The 21,483-nt window shown below is 67.9% G+C and carries 17 protein-coding genes, 1 other RNA gene and 1 pseudogene; 12 read left to right on the forward strand and 7 right to left on the reverse strand.

Annotated features, from left to right (window positions below; translation table 11 throughout):
- The first annotated feature begins 39 nt into the window (after nt 1-39).
- The 6 genes from ACFY3D_RS10455 to ACFY3D_RS10480 all read left to right on the forward strand — a co-directional run bounded on the left by ACFY3D_RS10455 (nt 40) and on the right by ACFY3D_RS10480 (nt 7,612).
- Nucleotides 40-1,038, forward strand: coding sequence for an SDR family NAD(P)-dependent oxidoreductase (locus ACFY3D_RS10455; protein WP_362900421.1), 999 nt, complete (start codon nt 40-42; stop codon nt 1,036-1,038).
- Between the two features lie 1,066 nt (nt 1,039-2,104).
- Nucleotides 2,105-2,770 (forward strand): VWA domain-containing protein, encoded by a 666-nt coding sequence (locus tag ACFY3D_RS10460; RefSeq protein ID WP_389977414.1) that lies wholly within the window; start codon nt 2,105-2,107, stop codon nt 2,768-2,770.
- Nucleotides 2,770-4,647 (forward strand): protein phosphatase 2C domain-containing protein, encoded by a 1,878-nt coding sequence (locus ACFY3D_RS10465; RefSeq protein WP_389977417.1) that lies wholly within the window; start codon nt 2,770-2,772, stop codon nt 4,645-4,647. The genes ACFY3D_RS10460 and ACFY3D_RS10465 overlap by 1 nt, the downstream gene beginning before the upstream one ends.
- Complete coding sequence (locus ACFY3D_RS10470) at nt 4,644-5,747, forward strand: hypothetical protein (protein ID WP_389977420.1); 1,104 nt, start codon at nt 4,644-4,646, stop codon at nt 5,745-5,747. Before ACFY3D_RS10465 ends, ACFY3D_RS10470 begins: the two co-directional genes overlap by 4 nt.
- 207 nt (nt 5,748-5,954) lie before the next feature.
- The gene (locus ACFY3D_RS10475; protein WP_389977423.1) at nt 5,955-7,007 is read left to right on the forward strand and encodes a PASTA domain-containing protein; all 1,053 of its coding nucleotides are present in this window, start codon (nt 5,955-5,957) and stop codon (nt 7,005-7,007) included.
- The gene (locus ACFY3D_RS10480) at nt 7,004-7,612 is read left to right on the forward strand and encodes a hypothetical protein (RefSeq protein ID WP_389977425.1); all 609 of its coding nucleotides are present in this window, start codon (nt 7,004-7,006) and stop codon (nt 7,610-7,612) included. The genes ACFY3D_RS10475 and ACFY3D_RS10480 overlap by 4 nt, the downstream gene beginning before the upstream one ends.
- 563 nt (nt 7,613-8,175) lie before the next feature.
- On the opposite strand, the gene ACFY3D_RS10485 is transcribed toward ACFY3D_RS10480, so the two are convergent.
- Nucleotides 8,176-8,963 (reverse strand): IS5 family transposase gene (locus tag ACFY3D_RS10485; protein ID WP_389977561.1). Its coding sequence is split into 2 segments (ribosomal slippage): nt 8,176-8,630 and nt 8,630-8,963, totalling 789 coding nucleotides; the frame shifts between segments, so codons are not numbered across the junction.
- Between the two features lie 211 nt (nt 8,964-9,174).
- Here ACFY3D_RS10485 and ACFY3D_RS10490 point away from each other — a divergent pair.
- Nucleotides 9,175-10,018, forward strand: a pseudogene (locus ACFY3D_RS10490) (IS5 family transposase).
- A gap of 111 nt (nt 10,019-10,129) precedes the next feature.
- Here ACFY3D_RS10490 and ACFY3D_RS10495 read toward each other — a convergent pair.
- Together ACFY3D_RS10495 and ACFY3D_RS10500 are read right to left on the reverse strand one after the other, a co-directional pair.
- Nucleotides 10,130-10,291, reverse strand: coding sequence for a hypothetical protein (locus ACFY3D_RS10495; protein WP_389977428.1), 162 nt, complete (start codon nt 10,289-10,291; stop codon nt 10,130-10,132).
- A gap of 389 nt (nt 10,292-10,680) precedes the next feature.
- Entirely contained in the window at nt 10,681-12,219 is a 1,539-nt protein-coding gene (locus tag ACFY3D_RS10500) for an ISL3 family transposase (RefSeq protein ID WP_389977431.1), read from the reverse strand.
- Between the two features lie 240 nt (nt 12,220-12,459).
- Here ACFY3D_RS10500 and ACFY3D_RS10505 point away from each other — a divergent pair, with 240 nt between their 5' ends.
- The 4 genes from ACFY3D_RS10505 to ACFY3D_RS10520 all read left to right on the forward strand — a co-directional run bounded on the left by ACFY3D_RS10505 (nt 12,460) and on the right by ACFY3D_RS10520 (nt 15,589).
- Nucleotides 12,460-12,780 carry a hypothetical protein gene (locus ACFY3D_RS10505; RefSeq protein ID WP_389977434.1) on the forward strand — a complete coding sequence of 107 codons (321 nt, stop codon included), beginning with the start codon at nt 12,460-12,462 and terminating at the stop codon, nt 12,778-12,780.
- Nucleotides 12,781-13,048: 268 nt separating this feature from the next.
- A complete protein-coding gene (locus ACFY3D_RS10510; protein WP_389977564.1) occupies nt 13,049-14,398 on the forward strand; it encodes a replication initiator in 1,350 nt (449 codons plus the stop codon).
- Nucleotides 14,385-14,561 (forward strand): helix-turn-helix transcriptional regulator, encoded by a 177-nt coding sequence (locus ACFY3D_RS10515; RefSeq protein ID WP_389977437.1) that lies wholly within the window; start codon nt 14,385-14,387, stop codon nt 14,559-14,561. Before ACFY3D_RS10510 ends, ACFY3D_RS10515 begins: the two co-directional genes overlap by 14 nt.
- Nucleotides 14,558-15,589: a tyrosine-type recombinase/integrase gene (locus ACFY3D_RS10520; protein ID WP_389977440.1), complete on the forward strand. Its 1,032-nt coding sequence runs from the start codon at nt 14,558-14,560 to the stop codon at nt 15,587-15,589. The genes ACFY3D_RS10515 and ACFY3D_RS10520 overlap by 4 nt, the downstream gene beginning before the upstream one ends.
- Nucleotides 15,590-15,785: 196 nt before the next feature.
- Here the strand turns inward: ACFY3D_RS10520 and rnpB are convergent.
- The 4 genes from rnpB to ACFY3D_RS10540 all read right to left on the reverse strand — a co-directional run bounded on the left by rnpB (nt 15,786) and on the right by ACFY3D_RS10540 (nt 19,480).
- An RNA gene (rnpB, locus tag ACFY3D_RS10525) (RNase P RNA component class A) lies at nt 15,786-16,180 on the reverse strand.
- A gap of 368 nt (nt 16,181-16,548) precedes the next feature.
- Nucleotides 16,549-17,901 (reverse strand): bifunctional RNase H/acid phosphatase, encoded by a 1,353-nt coding sequence (locus tag ACFY3D_RS10530; protein ID WP_389977567.1) that lies wholly within the window; start codon nt 17,899-17,901, stop codon nt 16,549-16,551.
- A 5-nt stretch (nt 17,902-17,906) separates the two neighbouring features.
- On the reverse strand, nt 17,907-18,647 hold the full coding sequence (locus tag ACFY3D_RS10535) for a C4-type zinc ribbon domain-containing protein (RefSeq protein WP_350949549.1): 741 nt from the start codon (nt 18,645-18,647) through the stop codon (nt 17,907-17,909).
- Nucleotides 18,644-19,480: a Nif3-like dinuclear metal center hexameric protein gene (locus ACFY3D_RS10540; RefSeq protein WP_389977443.1), complete on the reverse strand. Its 837-nt coding sequence runs from the start codon at nt 19,478-19,480 to the stop codon at nt 18,644-18,646. Before ACFY3D_RS10540 ends, ACFY3D_RS10535 begins: the two co-directional genes overlap by 4 nt.
- Before the next feature lie 354 nt (nt 19,481-19,834).
- Between ACFY3D_RS10540 and ACFY3D_RS10545 the strand changes: the two genes are divergently transcribed.
- Nucleotides 19,835-21,274, forward strand: a complete 1,440-nt coding sequence (locus ACFY3D_RS10545) for a flavin-containing monooxygenase (RefSeq protein WP_389977446.1) — start codon at nt 19,835-19,837, stop codon at nt 21,272-21,274.
- Nucleotides 21,275-21,483: the final 209 nt, after the last annotated feature.

Below are 21,483 nucleotides of genomic sequence, written 5' to 3' on the forward strand. Positions count from 1 at the left end.
ATTGATACATAGACTGTAGTGAGTGGATGGAGATCGTTCATGGGAAGTCTGGACGGACGCGTCGTCCTCATCACCGGGGCAGGGCGAGGCATCGGGCGGGAAGAGGCGCTGTTCTTCGCCGCCGAAGGCGCCAAGGTCGTCGTCAACGACCCCGGCGTCGCCATCGACGGCACGGGCGGCGACGCCGGCGTGGCCGCGAAGGTCGTCGAAGAGATAACTGCCCGCGGCGGACAGGCCGTGGCCAACACCGACAGCGTCGCCGACTGGGACGGCGCCCGCCACATGGTGCAGACGGCCCTGGAGTCCTTCGGCGACCTGCACGTCGTGGTCAACAACGCGACCATCGAACGGAACATGGGCCTGACCGACCTGTCGGAGGAGGACTTCGACGACGTCGTGGCCGTCAAGCTGAAGGGCACCTTCGCGGTAACACACTGGGCGGCCCGCCACTGGCGCGACCGGTATCAGGCAGGGGTCCACACCGACCGCGCCGTGGTCAACACCTCCTCCGGCTCCGGGCTGCTCAACCCGCTGCCCGCGCAGGTCTCCTATGCGGCGGGCAACGCCGGAGTCGCGGCGGTGACCACCGTGGCCGCCCTCGAACTCGGCCGATACGGCGTGCGGGTCAACTGCATCTCCCCCTCGATGGCCCGCACCCGTCTCACCGTCGCCGTTCCCGGTATGAGCCAGGAACCACCGCCGGGCCGGTTCGACCCACTGCACCCAGCCGCCGGCGCGTCTGTCGCCGCCTACCTGGCCAGCACAGCCTGCCCGTTCACCGGCCAGGTGCTGTCAGTACGAGGCGGAACGGTCACGGTCAACCACGGCTGGTCCCTCGGCGGCCACATCCACAAAGACGGGCTGTGGAGCGTGGAGGAACTGGCCGAGAAAGTGAAGGAGTTGCCGATGGACGACCCGTTCGACAAGCTCGCCCAGGCCCTGACCGGCGCACTCGGCACCGTCGGACGCGACCAACTCCAGGAGATGATCAACGCCCTGCTTGACCGGGGAGTCCACTCCGACGCGGCCTCCGCATGACGCGATGAGCCACATCCCGGACCGCGTGCTCAGTCACGCGGTCCGCTTTCCGCGACAGGTCGCCTTGGACGCGTGCAGAGGGAGTTCGTACCGGGTGCCGCATCGGGCGCGACGTCGGAACAACTGCGGCACGGGGGGCTTGATCGTGTGACGGTGCCGGCCAGATGCGCGATCCGGCTCAGCCCGCTGCCGCCCTCGCGTGAATCGGCTGGTGCCACTCCAGGGCCTCGGGAGTGTCCCGGTACTCCATCGTCGCGCCCTCCTTTACCACGTGCGCCGCACGACACATGCAACAAGAAGACAGCCGCCTCGGCTCATTGGTTTACAACAACCTCAACAGTTCGCAGGGATGCTCACCAACGGGAGACAGCAGGCACAGAGGGACACATAAAGATCTCCCCCCTTTGACCGATGGATTGTGGAGCCCCATGAAGACACACACGAAATAGGCTAATTTCGGACTTATAGTGCAAATCTAGCAAATTTTCGCAAGTTGCATGATTCTCGCTCGACACGAGAGAGCCGGATGGGATAAAACACCTCTGAACTTTCCCAGGAGTGGCCGGCACTCGCCGCGCTTTCCCTCCTGAACGGAGCCCGGTGAACCAGCACATGCCGGCAACCGCCGCTCTCCGACCGCTCACCGCCGAAGATCCGCCGCAGATTGGCCCGTATCGCCTGGTGAGGCGTCTCGGAGCAGGCGGTACGGGAGTCGTCTTCACAGGTATTGACGCTCTTGGAGTCTGACCCGGCGCGGGAGCACCGAGGAAACACCATGCGCTCGACCTGGAATGGATCATCGAAGAAAAACGACGAACCTCACCGGCTCCCGACCCTGCAGACCGGCGTTGTCGGAGTCTGTCACCGTGCCGCAGCCATTAATTCCCAAAAATGAGTAATGCTGAGGCCTTCACGGCGTATCTAATGGGATGAGGGGGCCCGTATCGCGTACCTCGGGCCGTCCGCGTCAGCGATCTTGAGGAGAGTAGTCGCCGTGTCGCATTCTCCGGAGCCCACCTACAATTATGCCCTTCCAAGGGCATTTCCCTTCTACATCACGTGCGACGTGTCCCACTCGATGCACGCCCCCCGCGAGGACGGCAGGCAGACTCCGTTCGACATCCTTTCCAACTGTGTCGGGGAGCTGCTCTTTCAGCTCGAGGCCGGTGATCCGGGGGTGAGCGAGGCCGCGCACGTGTCCATCGTGGCCTTCCATGACAGGGCCGACGTGGTGCTCCCGCTCACCCGGCCCTGTGACGCGAGCAACATCCCCGCGCTGCCCAAGGGTGGTCAGACCAATTACGAGCAGGTGTTCCTGACCCTGCGGCAGCTCATCCAGGCCGACTGCGCCCGCCTGGCCGGGCAGTACCAGCTCAAGGCCCCGGTGGTCTTCTTCATCACCGACGGCGAGCCCTTCGTCGGAAAAGGCCGCCAGCCTGCCGAGGTCTGGTTGCCCGCCCGTGCCAGGCTGACCGACCCCACGTTCCCGCACCGCCCGCACATCACGGCGATGGGCTTCGGCCAGGTCACCGAGCAGACCCTCTGCCAGGTGGCGACATCCTTCCGGAACAACCCGTTGGCGTACGTCGCGGACGAGTCGATCCAGGCGGTCAAGGTGGTGGCGGCGATAGCCCAGGCGGTCCAGGACAGCATCGGCAGCTCGATCAGGAATTCCGACTTCGTGATCCCGATTCCGGCCGGCATGCGCCGGCTCCCGTGCGGAGGCTCCTGATGGGCCCACCGGGCCGGATCCGTACCAGCGCGGTCGCCACCCTCGTCATCGGGTTCGCCGTCGCCGGCTGCGGCGGGTCCGGCGACTCGGGACGGCAGATCATCGTCAACGCGCGAGCGGGAGAGCGTGAACAGCTCGTGGCCGAGATCTACGCCGCCGCGCTCGACCGGGCCGGCGTCGACGGCGTCGCCAAGAAGGTGGCCAGGGTCGCGGACTACACGAAGCAGCCGGGCGACGCACGGGTCGCCATCGACTACGACCTCGACGTGCTCATGGCCGCGTCGCCGGCCCCGTCGACGCCGGACGACCAGCGACTCCCCACAGCCCTCCCCGGGCACACGCTCGTGGGCAGGACGGCGATCCAGAGCCGCGCGGTGCTTGCCGTGTCCCCCTCGCTGCAGCGGGACGTCCGGACGGTTGCCGAATTCGCGCAGAAGTACCAGAACGATACGACCCGCGTCACTGTCCTGGTCCCGCCGGAGTTCAGCGTGTTCGACCGGGCACTGACCGACCGGGGACTCGCCGTCAGCGGTCAGGCGGACTTCGACGCCACCGCCCTGACACAGTCCGGTTTCACGGGAGGCGCGATCGTCCCGGCCGGCTCGAAGAAGGGGGACCTCGTCCCGCTCGAAGACCCGGACAACATCCTGCCTCCCCGGACGCTGAGCGTGTTCGCCGGCGACCAGGTCACCGAGAGGGCTCCTGAGGCCGAGCGGGTGCTCCAGGAGGTGACGGACGTACTCACCCCGCAGGTCGTCGACCGTCTGCTCACCGAGGTGAGGAACAACGGGAAGAAACCGGCCGACGTGGCGAGGGACTGGGCGGGCGACAACGTGTCGACGTCGTCCGGGTTCCCTCTGGAACAGACGATCCTGGCCCTGTTGCTGGGCGGGGCGGCAGCGTTCACCGCGCTCTACCTCCTCGGCTGGCGTCCCGCGACGACCGCCGCGCGTGGCGGGAGGCGGCCGCACGTGGCGCCCCCCGACGCGCCGCAGTCCGTTGTCACGCAGGACACCCGCGTGGTCGTCGGTCCCGAGCCCAGGCGGATCGCCGTGCACCTGCCCTGGAGCACCACCTCGGCCGATGCCGGGCTCGCACTCGACGGAGGCCTGGTCAAGGGCACGACGGTGCGCGCCGCCACGGTACGGGGCCGCACGCACAGCTTCCGCGGCGAGACCCGGCAGGACGCGTACGGCGTGCGGCTCAGCGGCGACGAGCGCTGGGTTATCGCGGTCGTGGCCGACGGCCTGGGCAGCGCGCGCCACGCGGAGATCGCGTCCACGGCCGCCGTCAGGGCCGCGCTGGACGGGATCGACTCCGCGTTGCGGTCCGGTGAACGCCCGCAGAGCTGGGACTGGAAATCCGTGCTCGCCCACGTGTCCGACACGGTCCGGCGGACCACCGAGTCCCTGGGCGTGCCGCGGCCGGGCACCAATACCGAACGCACCCCTTCCGCACGACCCGGGACCACTCTGACCGTGGCCGTCCTCCCTTCGGAGGGAGAGGGGCAAGCCGTGTGCGCCGCCGTCGGCGACTCCCCGGCCATCCTCGTCACCGGCGGCCGGTGGCAGGCGTTGGCGGGCGAGGGAGGAGGAGGCGACAACGTGACGGCGGCGATCCCGGGCGACCTCGCCGACATCCAGGTCCAGATGTTCTCGTGGCGCGCGGGTGACCTGCTGGTGCTCAGCAGCGACGGCTTCGCCGCGGGCGTCGCGGGCGGCCGGACCCCGCTGGCCCAGCGGCTGTCCCAGACCTGGCGAACCCCCCCGAGCCTGGTCGACTTCGTCCGGGAGGTCGACTTCCGCCTCTCCACCTTCGACGACGACCGGACGGTGGTCGCGATCTGGGCCGGACGCCACGATACGGCCGTGCCGTGACGGATCTTCCGATGATCGTCCACGTCGGCGAGCTGACATTCACCGGGGAGGGGCCGGCGCTCCGCGACGGAGGGCAGACGGACGGACTGCGGCTCTGCATCGCCCCCGACCGGCGCACCTACCTGTTCAAGAGGTACAGGTCCGAGACCGCCGACGAGGTGCGCGTCCCCGCGCTGCATTCCATGATCCGCTGGCGCAGGGAGCTCCCGGACGAGGAGCGTGCGGTGCTGGACGAGAGGTGCGCCTGGCCGATCGCCGTCGTCGGCACGCCCGCCAGGGCCGAGGGCATCCTGATCAGGCTCGCCGAAAGGTCGATGTTCGAACAGCGGACCTCCGGCTCGGGTGAGGCGACCGAGACCCCGCGTCACCTCGACGAGCTCACCCGGAGCCCGGACCGTGCGAGGCGGATCGCGCAACGGTACGAGGTGAAGAAGGCCTACTACGAGCCGCCGTACAAGCTGGCCGTGCTCGGTGAGCTGCTGGACACCGTCACCTGGCTGCACCAGCACGGGTACGCGGTCGGGGATCTGCAATTGCGCAACGCCGTCTTCACGATCGATCCGCGCCCCAAGGTGTACCTCCTCGACTGCGACTCCTGCGTGCCGCTCATGGGTGAGGGCGCGATGCCTCCTGTCGACCCGGAACAGTGGAAGCTTCCGGTGGAGCGGCGTGGGGTGGCCTTCGACGTGACCTCGGATCACTACAAGTTCGCCTGGGCGGTGGTGCGCTGCGTCCAGGAGACGGTCGAAACCTGGCAGCCGGATCCGGTGGTCCTCCGAAGGGTCATGCCGTCGGCCCTCGCCGACACGCTCATCGAGTGCAGCCGTACCCTGCCGCCGCCCGGTGTGCGGGAACGGCTCCGAGAGGCGGCCGCGGTGTGGCCGAGGATGGTCATCGGGGAGCGGCTCTACGTCAACGTGGACGGCTTCATCAAGAAGCCCTGGCCGACGGGCGAGTCGGCCGTGACACCGGCCCCGATCACTGCCACGCCTCCGGTGCCGGCCACCTCGGCAGGTTCGGGAGGAGAAGTGAAGTGGGCGGTCGTGGCGGTGGCCGTGCTGATCGTGCTCTTCTTCCTCGTCATCGCTCTGGGTAAGTGACCTCGTTCAAGGGGAGTGAATCGAATGTCAAGCACCAGCCGTGTTCCGGGCGTCATGACCGCACCCCCCGCGGAGTAACCGATGCTTCGCCACCTCTCGATGCTCGCCGTGTCATTGGCCGTGTTCACAAGCCCGGTGCTACCGTCCCCCACGCCGACCGTGCCCGACGGCTGTAAGCCACCCGACGTACGGCGTCAGGAGCTCCAGGTGGCGAGAGACACGCTGCTGAACGTGCCGGGCGCGGACATCGACATTCAGGTGATTCCCCAGACCCTCCTGCCGACCTCGACGTCCTACGTCATCGACTACGTGGTGGAAAACTGCTCGGCGGACCGTGGCATCGCCGCCCGGGACAACGTCGTCTACACGGTCATCCTCGAGGTCGGCCCGAAGGTCCCAGATGTGCGAAATCTTTCCCGCGCCGACGCCGAAACCGTCCTCGACGCCGCCGGCCTGGGCAAGAACCCGCAGCCGGCGAGCGCGAGCGCCGACTGGAAGGTCGCCGGCCAGGATCCGCCCGCGGACCAACTGGTGAGCTTCGGCACGACCGTGCGAATAGACCTGGTCTCCCCGAATCCACCCCCGCCCGAGATCACCACTCCTGCACCACCGCCAGTGAGACCGGAGACCCAGGTGACCGTGCCGTCGCTGATCGGACTCGGCCCGGCAGTGGCCAGGCTGCAGCTCTCGGAGGTCGGCCTGGTGCTCCGCGTGGATCCCGATTCGCCCGAGACGGGGACGATCCGCAGCCAGGATCCCGTGGCCGGCAGCCAGGTCTCCGAGGGCGCGACCGTGACGGTGTCGCTGCAGAAGGCGGTGACGGAGCCGCCGAACCCGGGGCCGAACCCGGGTGAGACGGTCCCTGGAGAGCCCTCTGGGACCGACAACGGCTCCTCTTCACCGCTGATCCCCGTAGCGCTCGTAGGGATCGTGCTCCCAGGACTGGCAATCGTCCTCATCCTCGTCCTCGTCGCCCGAACCCTGCGGGCCCGCCCTACCGTGCGAACAAGCGATCCACACCAGGTCCAGCCCCGGCCACCGTCCCAAACCAAGCCGTATCCCCAGGTCCCGACCCAAACCCAGCCCCAGCGGGTGCCATCGATCCACTGCGATCCGCACCCCGATCCCACCCCGCGCCTGGAGATTCACCTGACCGGCTCTCCGCCGCCTGGCGCGGCCCCGTCCGCCCCGGTGCCGGACATCCGGGTGGAACTGTTCGCGGACCCCGGCCGCCAGGAACTAAGAGAGGTCGTATCGTGACAGTCCACATCGAAACCGAGCCGGGCACTGCCGATCTCCTGCTCTTCCCGGACCCGGGAAACGCGACGGCGGAGCTGTCGCGGGCCCTCGACACGCACCGCACGCTTGAGCGGGTCGAGGACGGCCCTCAGCGAGCGGGTTCGGCCTTCCGCGGCGCGCTCAACGGCAGGGTCGCCGACGCGGGCGGCGAACTGCTGCGCGGCATCGAACTGGGCACGGTCCTGCTCGGCGGCTGGCTGCAGTACCGGGAGCTGGGGCTCGCCGCACGCAGGAGCGTCGAACAACCCGGAAGCACCGAAATAGTGCGCCTGGACGGACACACGATCACGTCAAAGCACGCCCCCTACGTCGACGTATACATCGAGGGTCAGTACGTGGCCCGCATCGGCTTCGGCATCGACCTGGAGTTCGGCGTCGGCCTGCTCCAGGCGAGCATTCGCAACGGTCGCCTGATGAGCCTGCGCGCGGGCGACTGCACGGCGAGCATAACGTGGAGCGTGGAGGGCTTTCCGGTGGCCCAGAACACGGCGAGACTCACCATGCCACTCCAGCTCAGGCTCGGTGACGGGATCCGCCTCGTTGGAACGGACGCATCGCAACCATGACTGCGTCACCGCCGATCCGACCGCCGTTCGGGTGGTCCAGCAGGCCCGGAACCTAGTGCTTAACCTGGGCAACCGTGCAATTGAGGCTTCACCGCAGCTCGGAAGGGGAGAGGGCGGACGAGTCGGCCTGTAGGCCGGGTTCTGATTCGGCCTGCCCCTGATCTGCGGCGGAACCCACGATCAAGGCCTTGAGCTGCAAGAACGCTCTCATTGCTTGACATTGTCTGCCACCGTCCGTAGATGCGATGTGCCCCCGATGTGCCCTCAGCCGGGCCTCTTGAGGGACGAGTAACAGTGCCTGAAGGAGGTGGACGGCATCGGCGTCCATGAACCCTGGGGCGATCCCTCTGACACTTGACCGCTCGCCCCGTACGGGAGTGCACCGGCGCGGGGTGCACCCAGCACTCAGTGAGCGTTTGGCTCATAAATGAAGGGTTTTGTGCTTGTTTCTGCGAGCAGTGAAGGGCGCGGAGAATGGAACGTCTGGGAAGCCGGTATCTGTGGTGGTGCGTGGGGTGGATGTGCCGGCGATCTATGGCTTTAGAACTCCTAACAGAATGCGATCAGTGGTTGAGGCGGCGCCAGCAGATGATGGCGGAGGCCAGGATCATGAAGGCTTCATGGATGTCGTCGCGGATCTCCCAGCGGATGCGTAACCGACGAAACCAGTGCAGCAGGGCGAGCGTCTGCTCCACCACCCACCGATGCACACCCAGGCCAGAGCCGTGCGGAGTTCCTCGGCGGGCAATGATCGGCTCGATTCTCTTCTCCCGCAGCTGACGACGATAGCGATCGTGACCGTAGGCGCGGTCGGCATACAGCGCCGTGGGACGTCGGCGGGACTTGCCGACCTTGCCGCGGACCGGCGGGATCGCCTCGATGAGAGGCATGAGCTGCAGAATGTCGTTGCGGTTGCCGCCGCCGAGACTGACCGCCAGCGGGATGCCGTTCCCGTCGGTGATCACATGGTGTTTCGAGCCGGTCCTGCCTCGATCGACCGGGCTCGGGCCGGTTTTGGGCCGCCCTTGAGTGCTCGTACATGGGAGCTGTCGACCACCGCCTTGGACCAATCCAGCCGGTCAGCGGCATGCAACTCGACCCGCAGCAACTCATGGAGCTGGTTCCAGACGCCGGCCTGGCGCCAATCGCGCAGTCGTCTCCAGCAGGTCATCCCCGAGCCGAACCCCAGCTCCTGGGGCAAGAACTCCCACGGGATCGCGGTGTAGAGCACGAACAAGATCCCGCATAGTGCTTTGCGGTCGTCGATCCGTTTGCGCCCGGGGTTGCGGTAGCGGCGTTCGATCGTCGGAAGCAACGGCTCGATGCGTTGCCAGAGCCCATCGGGCACGATCCACGGTGGCTGCTCGCCCTACCTCACATCCAGTTCAACGACCGATCATGTTCGCGGACTCGGCCAGCCTCATTCTGTTAGGAGTTCTTAATCCTGTCTGGTTCCACGATGATCCATGGTGAGTTCTTTGTGGCCGGCGATGGCGCTGTAGTTCGCTGTCGTGACCTGCAAGCCTCTGGGCTCGACGGCCTGGTAGGCGGTAGGCCATTCCATGGCTGGACCTTCCCCCTATCCCAGCGATCTGTCCGATGCCCGCCGGCAGCTGATCGAACCCCTCCTGATCGCCTGGCGCGCCCGCCGTCAGGCCGGCGCCCCAGGCTTCGGACGGCCTGCCGAGCATGATCTGCGCACCATCATGAACGCGATCTTGTACATGGATCGCACCGGCATCCCCTGGCGCTACCTGCCGCATGACCACCCGCCCTGGGCCACGGTGCAGGAGGTACTTCGCCGCCTGGCGCGACGAAGAGGTGTTCACCGAGCTGAACGGGCTGCCGCGCCGCCTGGTGCGCCAGGCCGAAGGCCGCAACTTCGAGGCGTCGGCGTGCGTGATCGACGCACAAAGCGTCAAGACCTCCGCCAACGTCCCCGTCGCCGGCCAGGACACGGACGCGGCCAAGAAGATCATCGGCCGCAAACGCAGCATCGCCACCGACACGCTCGGGCTGCTGCTCGCCGTCGTGGTCACCGCCGCCGGAGTGCAGGACTCAGCCGCCGGCATCTCTCTGCTCGACCGGCTCGCCACCGGCCATCCCACCGTCAGCAAAGCCTGGGTCGACGGCGGCTACCAACGCGCACACTTCATCGACCATGCCGCCACCCTCGGCATCGACGCCCACGTCGTGCCCCGAGACCCCGCTGCTCGGGGGTTCACCGTCCTGCCGCGCCGATGGGTCGCCGAGCGCACCCTGGGCCGGCTCATGCAGCATCGCCGCCTGGCCCGTGACTACGAAACCCTGCCCACCAGATCCGAAGCCATGATCCACCTCGCCATGATCGACACCATGACCCGACGCCTCACCGGCGAAAACACCCCAAACTGGCGCGGAACCTAAATATCCGAGCCAGACAGAACCCACAGGATCAAACACTCACTCAGGAGCACGAGGTCCAGGAACTGATCGCGGCTTGACGGTCCTCTGCTCACCGGGTCTCGATCCGGCCTGTCAGAGGCGCCCGGCCTCCTGCATGAATTGCAAGATCATGGTTTTGGACGCCCTCGCAATCTCATCGCAGATGTCGTAGGAACGGGGGTGATCGGGATGCCGGATCACCCACACGAGAGAATGGGTAATGATCTGGTCGACGTCGCTGGGGCGCAGCATCATCGCCTCACCTATGTGCCGCATAGCCGTGGGTGGCTGATCCTCCCAAAGCCGGTACCAGACCCCCTGCTCAGTGTTGAGGATGATGTGCCTATCCCCCTGAGGATTGAGGATGCAAATCCCCATCCCCATCCCGGGAGAGTTCGGTCCGGGTGCCCATGGCGTTTCTCGCTGAGACACGGGACACTCCTGTGCGGTGGGGGGTTCAGCGGACCAGATCAACTTGCCGTCGCCATCTTTATCAATCAGCCCATCAGGTGCGCCTTCCACGCGAGGGTTGAGATCTACTCGTAACCCCACCGTTTCCTGTGGCGGCCGAGACGCCGTATGTCAATGGCCAAGTGCGTGGCTCAGGCGCAAAGTGTGTGACGTCGTGACCGACTGTGATTCCGTCAGTGACTACAGAGGATGATCTTTCGTAAGAGGTCGAGGTTGGCGCGGCCATATCGGCTGCGTTTGAGGGCCTTCACCCTGGTCACGTTGCCCTCGACCGCGCCAGAAGAGTAGGGCAGGGACAGGCCGTTGGTGACGGCGTCCAGGTCACGCTCGATGCCCCGGGCAAAGGAGTGCAGCTGGGGGATGTCGTCGGCGTCAACGGCGGCCAACCAGGCTTTGAGATCCGTCTGTCCACTACGTTCGCTCATCATCTGGGCGAACGCGGTGACGTGCCTGGCCAGGGCGCTCAGATGCGGGCTGCGAGCCAGGACGGCTTTGAGCCGGGTGTTCTCATCGTTGGTGAGGTGGTCGGGGTGGCTGGTGATCCAGCGGGTGGTCTCACGGACCGTGGGAGGTGGCGGTGGGAGATCGGGGGTGGTGACCGCGGCTCGCAGAGGCTCTAAGTAGCGGCGGACGGTGCGGCGGCTGCCGCGATAGCCGCGCTCGCGGAGTTCGGCATACAGTTGAGCGGCATTGATGATCTCGTCTTCGGTGACGCGTTGCCGCAGATAGGGGACGAATTCCTCGAAGGAACGGGTCCGGGAGCGCGGTCCGTTGATGAGGTGCTCGGCGGTGGCGGCGCTCACGAACTTGCGGACGGTTTTGCGGTCCAGACCCAGCCGCTGGGAGATCGCTGAGATCGTCATGCCGCGTTCGGCGAGTTCACGGACGATGGCGTGACGTTCCCGGGTTCGGGCCGCCGTGTGTGACTCGGGCCGCGCCTTGGGCTCGATCACCGCTGGCGCGGCGGGCCTTGGCACCGGCTCGGGCTCGGGTTCTGGCAGGTCACTGCGGTGCGTTCGGACGGCGGCCTCGGTTGCTTTGCATAAGTTGTTCCACAGATGCCAGCGATCGGCCACTTCGATCGCGTCCGGTGCCCCGGTTCTGGAGCCCTCGGCGTAGGCGCCGGCCCGGTCCCGGCAGATCACCTCGATGCCGGGATGCTCGCGCAGCCAGGCGGCGAAGGTGTCGGCCTGGCGGTCGTCCAGGACGTCGATAGGGCGGCCGGTCTCCATGTTGACCAGCAAGGTGGCGTAGGAGTGCCCGCGCCGTTTCGCCCAGTCGTCGACCCCCAGCACGGTGACCTGGCCGATCTCGGGATCGGGCAGGGCGCGGATCAATCGGATCAGTGTGTCCCTCGACACCGTGACGCCGAGCAGGCCCAGCAATCGGGTGGCGGCTCGCCCGGCCAGCGCGAGGGCGAACCGCTCCAGCATGCGCCGCAGCAGGGAGGTGTTGCGGGCATGTCGCCTGGCCAGGCTGCTGATCGGCTCGGCGAAGGTTCGTATCTGGCAGGTCGGGTTGCCGCACTTTAAGCGGCGTACGGTCAGGTTGATGAGGATCTGGCGGCCGCCGGTCGGCAGGTCCTGCAGCAGTCGCCGGTAATGTCCGTGCAGCCGGGTCGACGGCGCCCGGCATCCTGGACAGAGGGCGGGCGCTCCGCCGGTCCGTGCCTGGATCAGCACATAGCCGCTGCGATCGACGAGCTCTTCCACGACCAGCTCGGTCAGGTGGGGGAAGAAGACCTGCAGGAGGCTTCGCCTGCCAGGGGTTCGGCATGCTGCACAATGAACTCCGCGGCCGCTTGTTGACGATCACGTTCTTGGTCGAACCCGATCATCACCGAGCGGTCGCATTCATGCGCGTACCGTTACTCGATCGCGATCAGCCCCGGACATAGCCCTCTGTCGCGATCCGTGACCGCTTCACACACTTTGCGCCTGAGCCAACCATCCATGTCCACCGACACCGAACGCCGTACCGCCTTCATCTGCGGACTGCGGGACCTGGCCACCTTCATGGAGACCAACCCCGCCATCCCCATCCCGACCGACCCGACGATCATCACCTACTACCCCGAGCAGAACACCGACACCGGCCTGCGCGCCGAGGTCGACCGGATCGCCGCACTGTGCGGCACGAAGGTCGACCCGCGCCTGCTGCCGCACGGCCTCTACACGGTCGCCCGCTGCTTTGGACCGATCCACTTCGAGGTAACGGCGATCCTCGAAGCCGCCCGAGACGGTGCCACCGGTGAACCGCCCCATGGGTTCTGATCCGCCCAACGAGCGGGTGACTGCGGCTGAGATCCCGCCCAAGCGGTGGCGGTGCTGCCACTGCGGCGGCACCGGACTCGACAGCCTCGGCATCACCTGCGAATCCTGCGACGGCCTCGGCTTCTGCTGAGAGTCGTCGGCGCCCCCGGCCTGGCCGTACATCCGCCAAGACGCCTGCCAGGTCGGGGGCCATCCCCTCTCACCCAACGAGTGAAAAGAGGTCTCCATCTTGCCCGCATCCACAACCAACAAGCACGCGATCACGGGCATGATCGCCCGCCTGCATGACCCGAACTACTCCCTATGGGCCGCCCAGATCCGCGCCACGGGCGGCTGCCGCCAGCCGATCCACCTGAGGGGCCGCGTCGACCACCTCGACCGGAGCACCGGCGAACTGCTGCACCGTTACAGCACCCGCACCGAACCCGACGGCATCCTGCGCGTCCCCTGCAAGACCCGGCGCGCGTCCCGCTGCCCGGCCTGCGCCGAGGTCTACCGGGCCGACACCTACCAACTGATCCGCGCGGGCTTGGCCGGAGGCAAGGGCGTCCCCAACACTGTCACCGGCCACCCCTGCCTGTTCGTCACCCTCACTGCCCCCTCCTTCGGCGCCGTCCACGCCTGTCGGGAGAAGAACGGTAAGACCCTGCCCTGTCACGCCCGGCGCGATGCGGCCACCTGCCCGCACGGGCACGTCATGTCCTGCACCACCCGGCACGGCTCCGAAGAGGCGTGCCTGGGCGAACCGCTCTGCCTGGACTGCTACGACCATGCCGGAAGCGTGCTGTTCAACGCCCTCGCCCCGCAACTGTGGCGCTACTTCACCGATGCCCTGCGCCGCCGCGTCGCCAAATCCTCTGGCCTGACCTTGCGGGAACTACGCCAACAGCTCACGATCTCCTTCGCCAAGGTCGCCGAGTACCAGCGCCGCGGCGTCGTCCACTTCCACGCCGTCATCCGCCTCGACGGCCCAGACGGACCCACCTCGCCACCTCCGGCCTGGGCGACGACCGACCTGCTGGCCGACGCCGTACGGCATGCCGCCTCGGCCGTGTCCGTGACCGTCCCTGCCGTCGCCGACGAACCTTCCCGCGTGCTGCGTTGGGGCACCCAGATCGACACCCGGCCGATCACCATGAACGGCGAACTCTCCGACCAGGCCGTCGCCGGCTACATCGCCAAGTACGCCACCAAAGCCGCCGAATGCGTCGGCACCCTCGACCAGCGCATCAACCCTCTCGATGACCTGACCGCCTTCAACCTCCGCGAACACCCCCGCCGCCTCATTACCGAGTGCCTACGCCTCGGCGCCCTCGACGAACTGGCCGACCTACGGCTGATCCAATGGGCACACATGCTCGGGTTCCGCGGCCACTTTTCCACCCGCTCCCGCCACTACTCCACCACCCTCGGCGACATCCGAGCCGACCGCACCGCCTACGCTCGCGACGAGGCGATCACCACCGGCCGACTGCCCCTCTTCGACGAGGACACCGTCCTCGTCATCGCCGAATGGGAGTACGCCGGAAAGGGCTACTCACTCGGTGACGCGCTCCTCGCCGCCGCGCTGACCGGAGTACCTCCGGCCGCCCCCGGGGGTATCAATGAAGACGCTTGATCGTCTCTGGACGGTGGACGAGGTTGCCGCCTACCTGGGAGTACCAGTGGCGACCCTCTATCAGTGGCGCTGCAGAAGGACCGGACCGCCCGGCCACCGGATCGGCAAGCACCTGCGCTACCTCCCCGAAGACGTACGCGCCTGGGTCCGGGAGCAGACATGACCGTCTACGACCGATGGCACAAGTCCCACCCCGACCCCGGAGAGACGAAGTGCTCCGAGCACAAGCGTGTACCGACTGCCAAGCACGGACAGGGAGTGCGCTGGCAGGTCCGCTACCGGGATGAGAAGGGCGAGCAGCGCAAGCGCAACTTCGAGAAGAAGGCCGACGCCGACCGTTTCGACGTGACGCGTCGTGCCGACGAACCGCGTGGCGAGTGGATCGACCCCAAACTCGGCCAGACCAGGTTCCAGGTGTACGCGGGGACGTGGCTGGCCTCTCGGCTGCACAAGCCCGGAACCTCGATGACCTACGAAGGGCACCTGAAGAACCACATCAACCCGGTGTTCGGTCTGGTTCCTCTGATCTCCATACGGCCTACTTCGGTACAGAAGTGGGTGAAGGACCTACACGCGAAAGGCCTTGCTCCGCGTACGGTCGAGACCATTTATGTGATCTTCTCCAGTATCATGCGCGGAGCTGTACGGGACGGCATGATCCGCCGCTCACCATGCGTCGACATCCGCTTGCCGGAGCCGGACAAGACCACGATCCGACTCCTCTCCCCCGCCGAGGTGCTCGCGCTCTACCGGGCCATGCGGCCGCCCGACTACGCGCCACTGATCCTCCTGGGCGCCGCGGCCGGTCTCCGACAGGGAGAGGCTCTCGGTCTGGCCGTCGACCGGATCGACTTCGCCGAGGGCATGTTGACGGTGGACCAGCAGGTCGTGGTGATCGATCGGCGTCCGACGCTGGCTCCGCCGAAGACCAAAGCCTCTGTCCGCGACGTTCCGATACCGGCCGTTCTCGCCCATGCTCTGGCCGAGTACATCGACAGGCACGAACCCGAGGACGTGCTCTTCCGAACGACGCGCGGGAATCTGATCCGTCGCGACTACTTCAACGCCGAAGTCCTGAAGCCTGCGATCTTCTCAGCGGGAGTACCGGCGGACATGACGTTCCACGATCTTCGGCACACCTTCGCCAGTACGGCGCTCGCCGAGGGCGTCATCTCCGAGGGGTCCCGGTGACTCGGGCACGAGTCCATCACCACGACCGTGGATCTCTACGGGCATCTCGTCCCGGAGGCATCTGAGCGGGCGCGGACGGCGCTGGACAATGCCTTCGCCTCGGCCCTCGGGCCCGCGTAATGTGCCCCCGATGTGCCCCCTCAAGGATTCGATCTTCCTGAATGAGGGTTCCGCCACAGGTCAGGGGCGGGAAAGGCGGACGAGTCGGCCTGTAGGCCGGGTTTTGTCCTTCACGTGTGTGAAGGGGCGACCATCCATCTAGGACCGACGTTGCCGTCGGCCTCAAGCGGTCTACCCGCGCGACTCGGGCGAGCAGCCCTCAGGCGTCGCGCGCGGGACGCTCCGGAGAGCGCCCCTTCTTGACCTTGCTCCAGGTGGGGTTTACCGAGCCGCCCACGTCACCGTGGGCGCTGGTGGTCTCTTACACCACCGTTTCACCCTTACCCCGTCCTGCGACGAGGCGGTCTGTTCTCTGTGGCACTTTCCCGCGGGTCACCCCGGGTCGGCGTTACCGACCACCCTGCTCTGTGGAGCCCGGACCTTCCTCGGCGGGTCTCGCGAGAGACCCGACGCGGCCGCCCGGCCGGCTCGTCCGCCGTGATCCAAGCCTAACGGCTCCCAAGTGGACTCCAACCGAGCGGCAAGTCGCGTGCGCTGGAATACGGATCAAGCGAGACGGGACGGACGAGCAGCGGGGGAACCGATGAGAGCACCGACGACCGGCGAGGCGGCCGGTTTCGCACGCCATGAGGATTTCGGCCGCCGCGGAGGGCGGGTGTTTCACCGTCTCCGCGGCCGGGGTCTGTCATGGACGTGAGAGACCGTCCGCGCGGGGATCTCAGCATCCCCGCGGCCTTTCTGGCGCAGGGCTTCACCGCCCCTGCGGCCTTTCGTGGACGTGAGACCGCCGAAGCGGAGGTCTCATCGCCTTCACGGTCTGTCGAGGTGAGATCGACGGTTCAGTGGAGGTGCGAGGTGTCGTTGAACGCCTTCACCACCGCCGGGCCGTCGGCGTAATACTCGATCAGGGACAGAGCTGACAGGTCGAGATGCATGCGGTACAGCGCGCCGAGGGGAGCGAGCAGCGCGGACTGCAGCAGCATCTTGATCGGCGTGACGTGGGAGACGGCGAGGACCGTCCTTCCCTCGTAGCGCTCTATCAGCAGGTCCCCGATCGCCTGGACCCGCCGCGCCGCCACCCCGAAACTCTCCCCACCCGGCGGCGCGGCGGACGGGTCCGCCAGCCACGCGGCGAGTTCGTCGGGCCAGCGGCGCTGGATCTCGGTGAACGTGTAGCCTTCCCAGGCTCCGAAGTCGGCCTCCCGCAGCCCCTCCTCGACGACGACCTCAAGTCCCGTCCTCGCCGCGACGATCTCCGCGGTGGCGCGGGCGCGCTTGAGCGGCGAACTGACGATCACCTGGATGTCGTACGGCTTCCCGGCCAGCTTGACCGCGGCGGCCTCGGCCTGGGCGACACCGTTGGGCGTGAGTTCGGGGTCTCCGAGCCCGGAGAACCTCCGTTCGATGGAGAGCGGCGTCTCACCGTGCCGGAGAAGGTACAGCGAGGTCGCGGTGGAGGTGGGTGGACGCCAGCCGGTGCTCGAACCGGGGGGAGCGATCGTCGGAGTCGCCTGGGCCGTACCCTCGGCAGGCTCTCCCGTCCGGCCCGCCCGTGCCGATGTCTCCGGCGCCTGCGCCGACCGGTCCCGCGTGCCGGAGATCCTGCCACCGGATGCCTCCGGGGCGGAGGCCCGGCTTCCGGGCCCCTCCGCGCCGGAGACTCCCCTGCCGGAGACTCCCCTGCCGCCGGGCGCTTCACCGACAGCGGACCGGCCTCCGGGCGCTCCCGCGCCGGAAGAGCCGGAGGATGCCGAGGAGTCAGAGAGGCGCCAGGGGCGGCCCTTGGCCGCGGCGTCCATCGCCTCGTTGGCGAGGCGGTCGGCGTCCTTGTTCTTCTCGCGGGGGATCCAGCGCCAGGTCACCCTGAGACGTCTGGCGAGGGCCGCGGCCTCCAGGGCGAGAGGACGCAGGCCCTCGTTCTTGATCTTCCACCGGCCGGCCATCTGCTCGATGACCAGCTTGGAGTCCATCCGGACCTCGACCTGCGCGCCGTCGCCGGCGAGGGCGAGGAGCGAGGTCAGGCCCGCGATGAGCCCGCGGTACTCGGCGACGTTGTTGGTCTGGGTGCCGATCGACTCGGCGGTCTCGACCAGCACCTGGCCGTCGGCGGCGTCCTTGACGACGGCACCGTAACCGGCCGGGCCCGGGTTGCCGCGCGAGCCGCCGTCCGCCTCGATGACGTACGAGGTCACAGGGCTCACAGACCGGACTCGGCGGTACGGACGAGGATCCGGCGGCACTCCTCGCAGCGGATGACCTCTTCGTGGGAGGCGGCCTTGATGCGGTTGATCTCGGCGATGGACAGGCTCGTACGGCAGCCGAGGCAGCGGGCTCCCTGGAGCATCGCGGCGCCCACCCCGAACTGCTCCCTGAGCTTCTCGTAGAGGGCGAGCAGGTCGGCCGGGATGTCGCCGGCGACCTCGGTGCGCTTGCCCTGGACCTCGTCCTTCTCCTTGTCGATCTCGGCGAAGGCGGCGTCCCTGCGGTCCTCGGCGGAGCCGCGGGTGCCGGCGAGTTCGTCGCGCTCGGCCACGAGCTTGGTGACCCGCTCGTCGGCCGCCTCGCGGCGCTCCATGATCTCCAGCACGACCTCCTCCAGATCGTCCTGCCTGCGCTTCAGGGAGACGATCTCGGACTGGAGGCTGGACAGGTCCTTGGGCGAGGTGACCTGGCCGGAGTCGAGGCGCTTCTGGTCGCGCTCGGCGCGGGTGCGGACCGAGTCGACGTCGGCCTCGGCCTTGCTCTGCTCGCGGGCGAGGTCGCCGGACTCGGTCTCGGCGGCGATCACCTGGGTCGCGATGCGGGCGATGCGCCCGGAGAGCTCGTCGATCTGGGCCAGCTCGGGAAGGGTGCGGCGGCGATGGGCCAGCCGGTCGAGGGCGGAGTCGAGTTCGGCCAGGTCAAGCAGACGCTTCTGGGCCGCAGGGGCTGCTTTCACGTTAAATCCTCGCACTTTGCTGTTGTGTTCCAGGCGTCCGTGACCGTCTCGGATACGCGCGTCTCAACAGTAATCCCCCTGGCGGCCGACGCGGACGCGAGCTGGTGTGCCGCGTCGGCGAGCCAGGGCCATTCGGTGGCCCAGTGGGCCGCGTCGATCAGCGCGGGGCCGCCGGAGTTCTCCATGAACTCGCTGGCCGGGTGGTGGCGCAGGTCGGCGGTGAGGAAGACGTCCACCCCGGCGGCACGCGCCGTCCCGAGCAGGGAGTCTCCGGATCCACCGCTGACCGCGATCCGCTGGACGGCGCGGCCAGGATCTCCGGCGACCCGCAGGCCGCCCGCCGTGGCGGGGAGCCCGCGGGCGGCCTGCCCGGCGAACTCGGCGAGGGTGACGGGCTCGGGCAGCGAGCCGACGCGGCCCAGTCCGCGCCTCGGGTCGTCGACGGCGGGGCTGAGGGGGACGAGCGGGCCGGTCAGGCCGACGGCGCGGGCGAGCGCGTCGGAGACTCCGGGGTCGGCGACGTCGGCGTTGGTGTGAGCGGTGAAGAGCCCGATGTCGTTCTTGATCAGAGTGTGGATCAGGCGGCCCTTGGAGGTGGTCGCCGCGACGCTCGTGGTACCGCGCAGGTAGAGCGGATGGTGGGTGACGACGAGGTCGGCGCCCCAATCGAGGGCCTCCTCGGCGACGACGGCGACCGGGTCGACCGCGAACAGGATCTTGCGCACCTCGGCGGCGGGATCCCCGCAGACGAGCCCGACCGCGTCCCACGACTCGGCCCATCTCGGGTCGTAGCGGGACTCCAGCTCTGTGACGATGTCGGCAAGCGTAGGCACGTGCGCAGAATATCGGCCCTCTCCAACGGTCGGGCCGATCCTGGAGCGCCAGGCTCCCGGACGACCGGCCGATCCCGATGGGACAGGCTCCCTGACGACCGGCCGTCCCTCGGCGGGCGGCCGGGTGACGGCCCGCGCGTTCGTCGGACGCCGTTGACGACGCGCGACCGGCCCCCCGGCGACCGGGCAAACCCCGGACGGCTCGTCATCCCGGCCTCCCAGCAGGCTCGCCAACAGCTCCTGTCGGTCTGCCAACGGCCTGCTCGGGATTTCCCCAGTGATTGCCCCGGCGGCTTCCACGGCGTGGGGGCATCGCCTAGCGTCAGTGAACACTGACACCCGGAGGGCGTGCGCATGGGGCCTAATGTCGCGATCATCGGTGCTGGATTCGGCGGCCTGTGCATGGCCATCCAGTTGGAGAAGGCCGGCATCCGTTCGTACACGATCTTCGAGAAGGGGTCCGACGTCGGGGGGACCTGGCGTGACAACACCTATCCGGGGGCGGGCTGCGACACCCACTCGCATCTGTACTCCTTCTCCTTCGAGAGATACTCCAGTCGGACGCGTCGCTATGCCGGGCAGCCGGAGATCCTGCATTACCTGCAGGGGTGTGCCGACAAGTACGGCCTGCGTTCCCGTATCCGGCTGAACACCGCGGTCGTCTCCGCCGCCTTCGACGAGTCGCTGGGCAAATGGCGGGTCCGTACGTCGGCCGGAGAAGAGTTGTTCGACGTGGTGGTGTCGGCGATAGGTCAGCTGAACCGGCCCCAATTGCCCGACATTCCGGGAATATCGACATTCAGTGGAGCGGCCTTCCACTCCGCGCGCTGGGACCACTCCGTCGACCTTGCGGGCAAACGAGTCGCCGTGATCGGGAACGGGTCGTCGGCGGCGCAACTCGTCCCGAAGGTGGCCGAGGTGGCCGGGCACCTGGACCTCTTCCAGCGAACCCCCAACTGGGTGATTCCCAAGCAGGGCATCGACTTCAGCCCGCGCGTGCGGACAGCCTTCCGCCTCGTGCCGTTCCTGCAGCGCGCCTACCGTGAGTGGGTCTACCGGTACGCGGAGCACATCCTCTACCCCGCCCTGGCCGGAGGCTGGAGCACGGACCTGGTGCGCAAGTACGCCCTCGGGCACCTGCACGAGCAGGTCTCCGACCCGGTGCTACGGGCCAAGCTGACCCCCTCCTACCCGCTCGGCTGCAAGCGGGTCGTCATCGACAGCGACTTCTATCCCGCACTGACCCGCCCCGACGTGGACGTCGTCACCGACCGGATCACCCGGATCGTCCCCGGCGGCGTGGAGACCGTCGCCGGAGTCCGCGAGGCCGACGCGATCGTCTACGCGACCGGCTTCGAGACCTCGGAGTTTCTGAGCACGATCGAGGTCACCGGACGCGGCGGGCGGCGACTGGCCGAGGAGTGGAAGGACGGCGCCGAGGCGTACCTGGGCATCGCCGTGCCGCACTTCCCCAACCTGTTCCTGCTGTACGGCCCCAACACCAACCTCGGTCACACCTCGATCGTCTTCATGCTCGAATGCCAGGTCCGGTACGTCATGGGCTGCCTGCCGCAGCTGGCCTCGCGCGGGCCGATGGAGGTGAGGCCGGAGGCGATGGACACCTGGCGGCAGAACCTCGACCGGGACATGGAGGGCATGGTCTGGCAGGCGGGCTGCACGAGCTGGTACAAGAACGCCTCGGGCAGGGTCACCGGCAACTGGCCGGGCAGCGCGACCGCCTACCGCCGTCTCACCAGGACCCCGCGCCCCGAGGCCTTCCAGTTCGCGCGCTGACCCACTCCGCGCACGCGAGTACGCGAAGCCACCCAGATCGTCGTCGCTCTCGCGGTCAGCACCCATTCCGCGCACGCGAGTACGCGAAGACCTTGCGGGCGCCCTCCTCGTCCAGCGGGACACCCACTCCGCGCAGGCGAGTACGCGAAGGCCCGGCGGGCCGATAGCGTCGTGGCGAACCAGAGCCGTCCGCGCAGAAGGGCCCGCCC

Source organism: Streptosporangium sp. NPDC000509 (assembly GCF_042898365.1).
In the GTDB taxonomy this organism is placed as follows: Bacteria; Actinomycetota; Actinomycetes; order Streptosporangiales; family Streptosporangiaceae; genus Streptosporangium.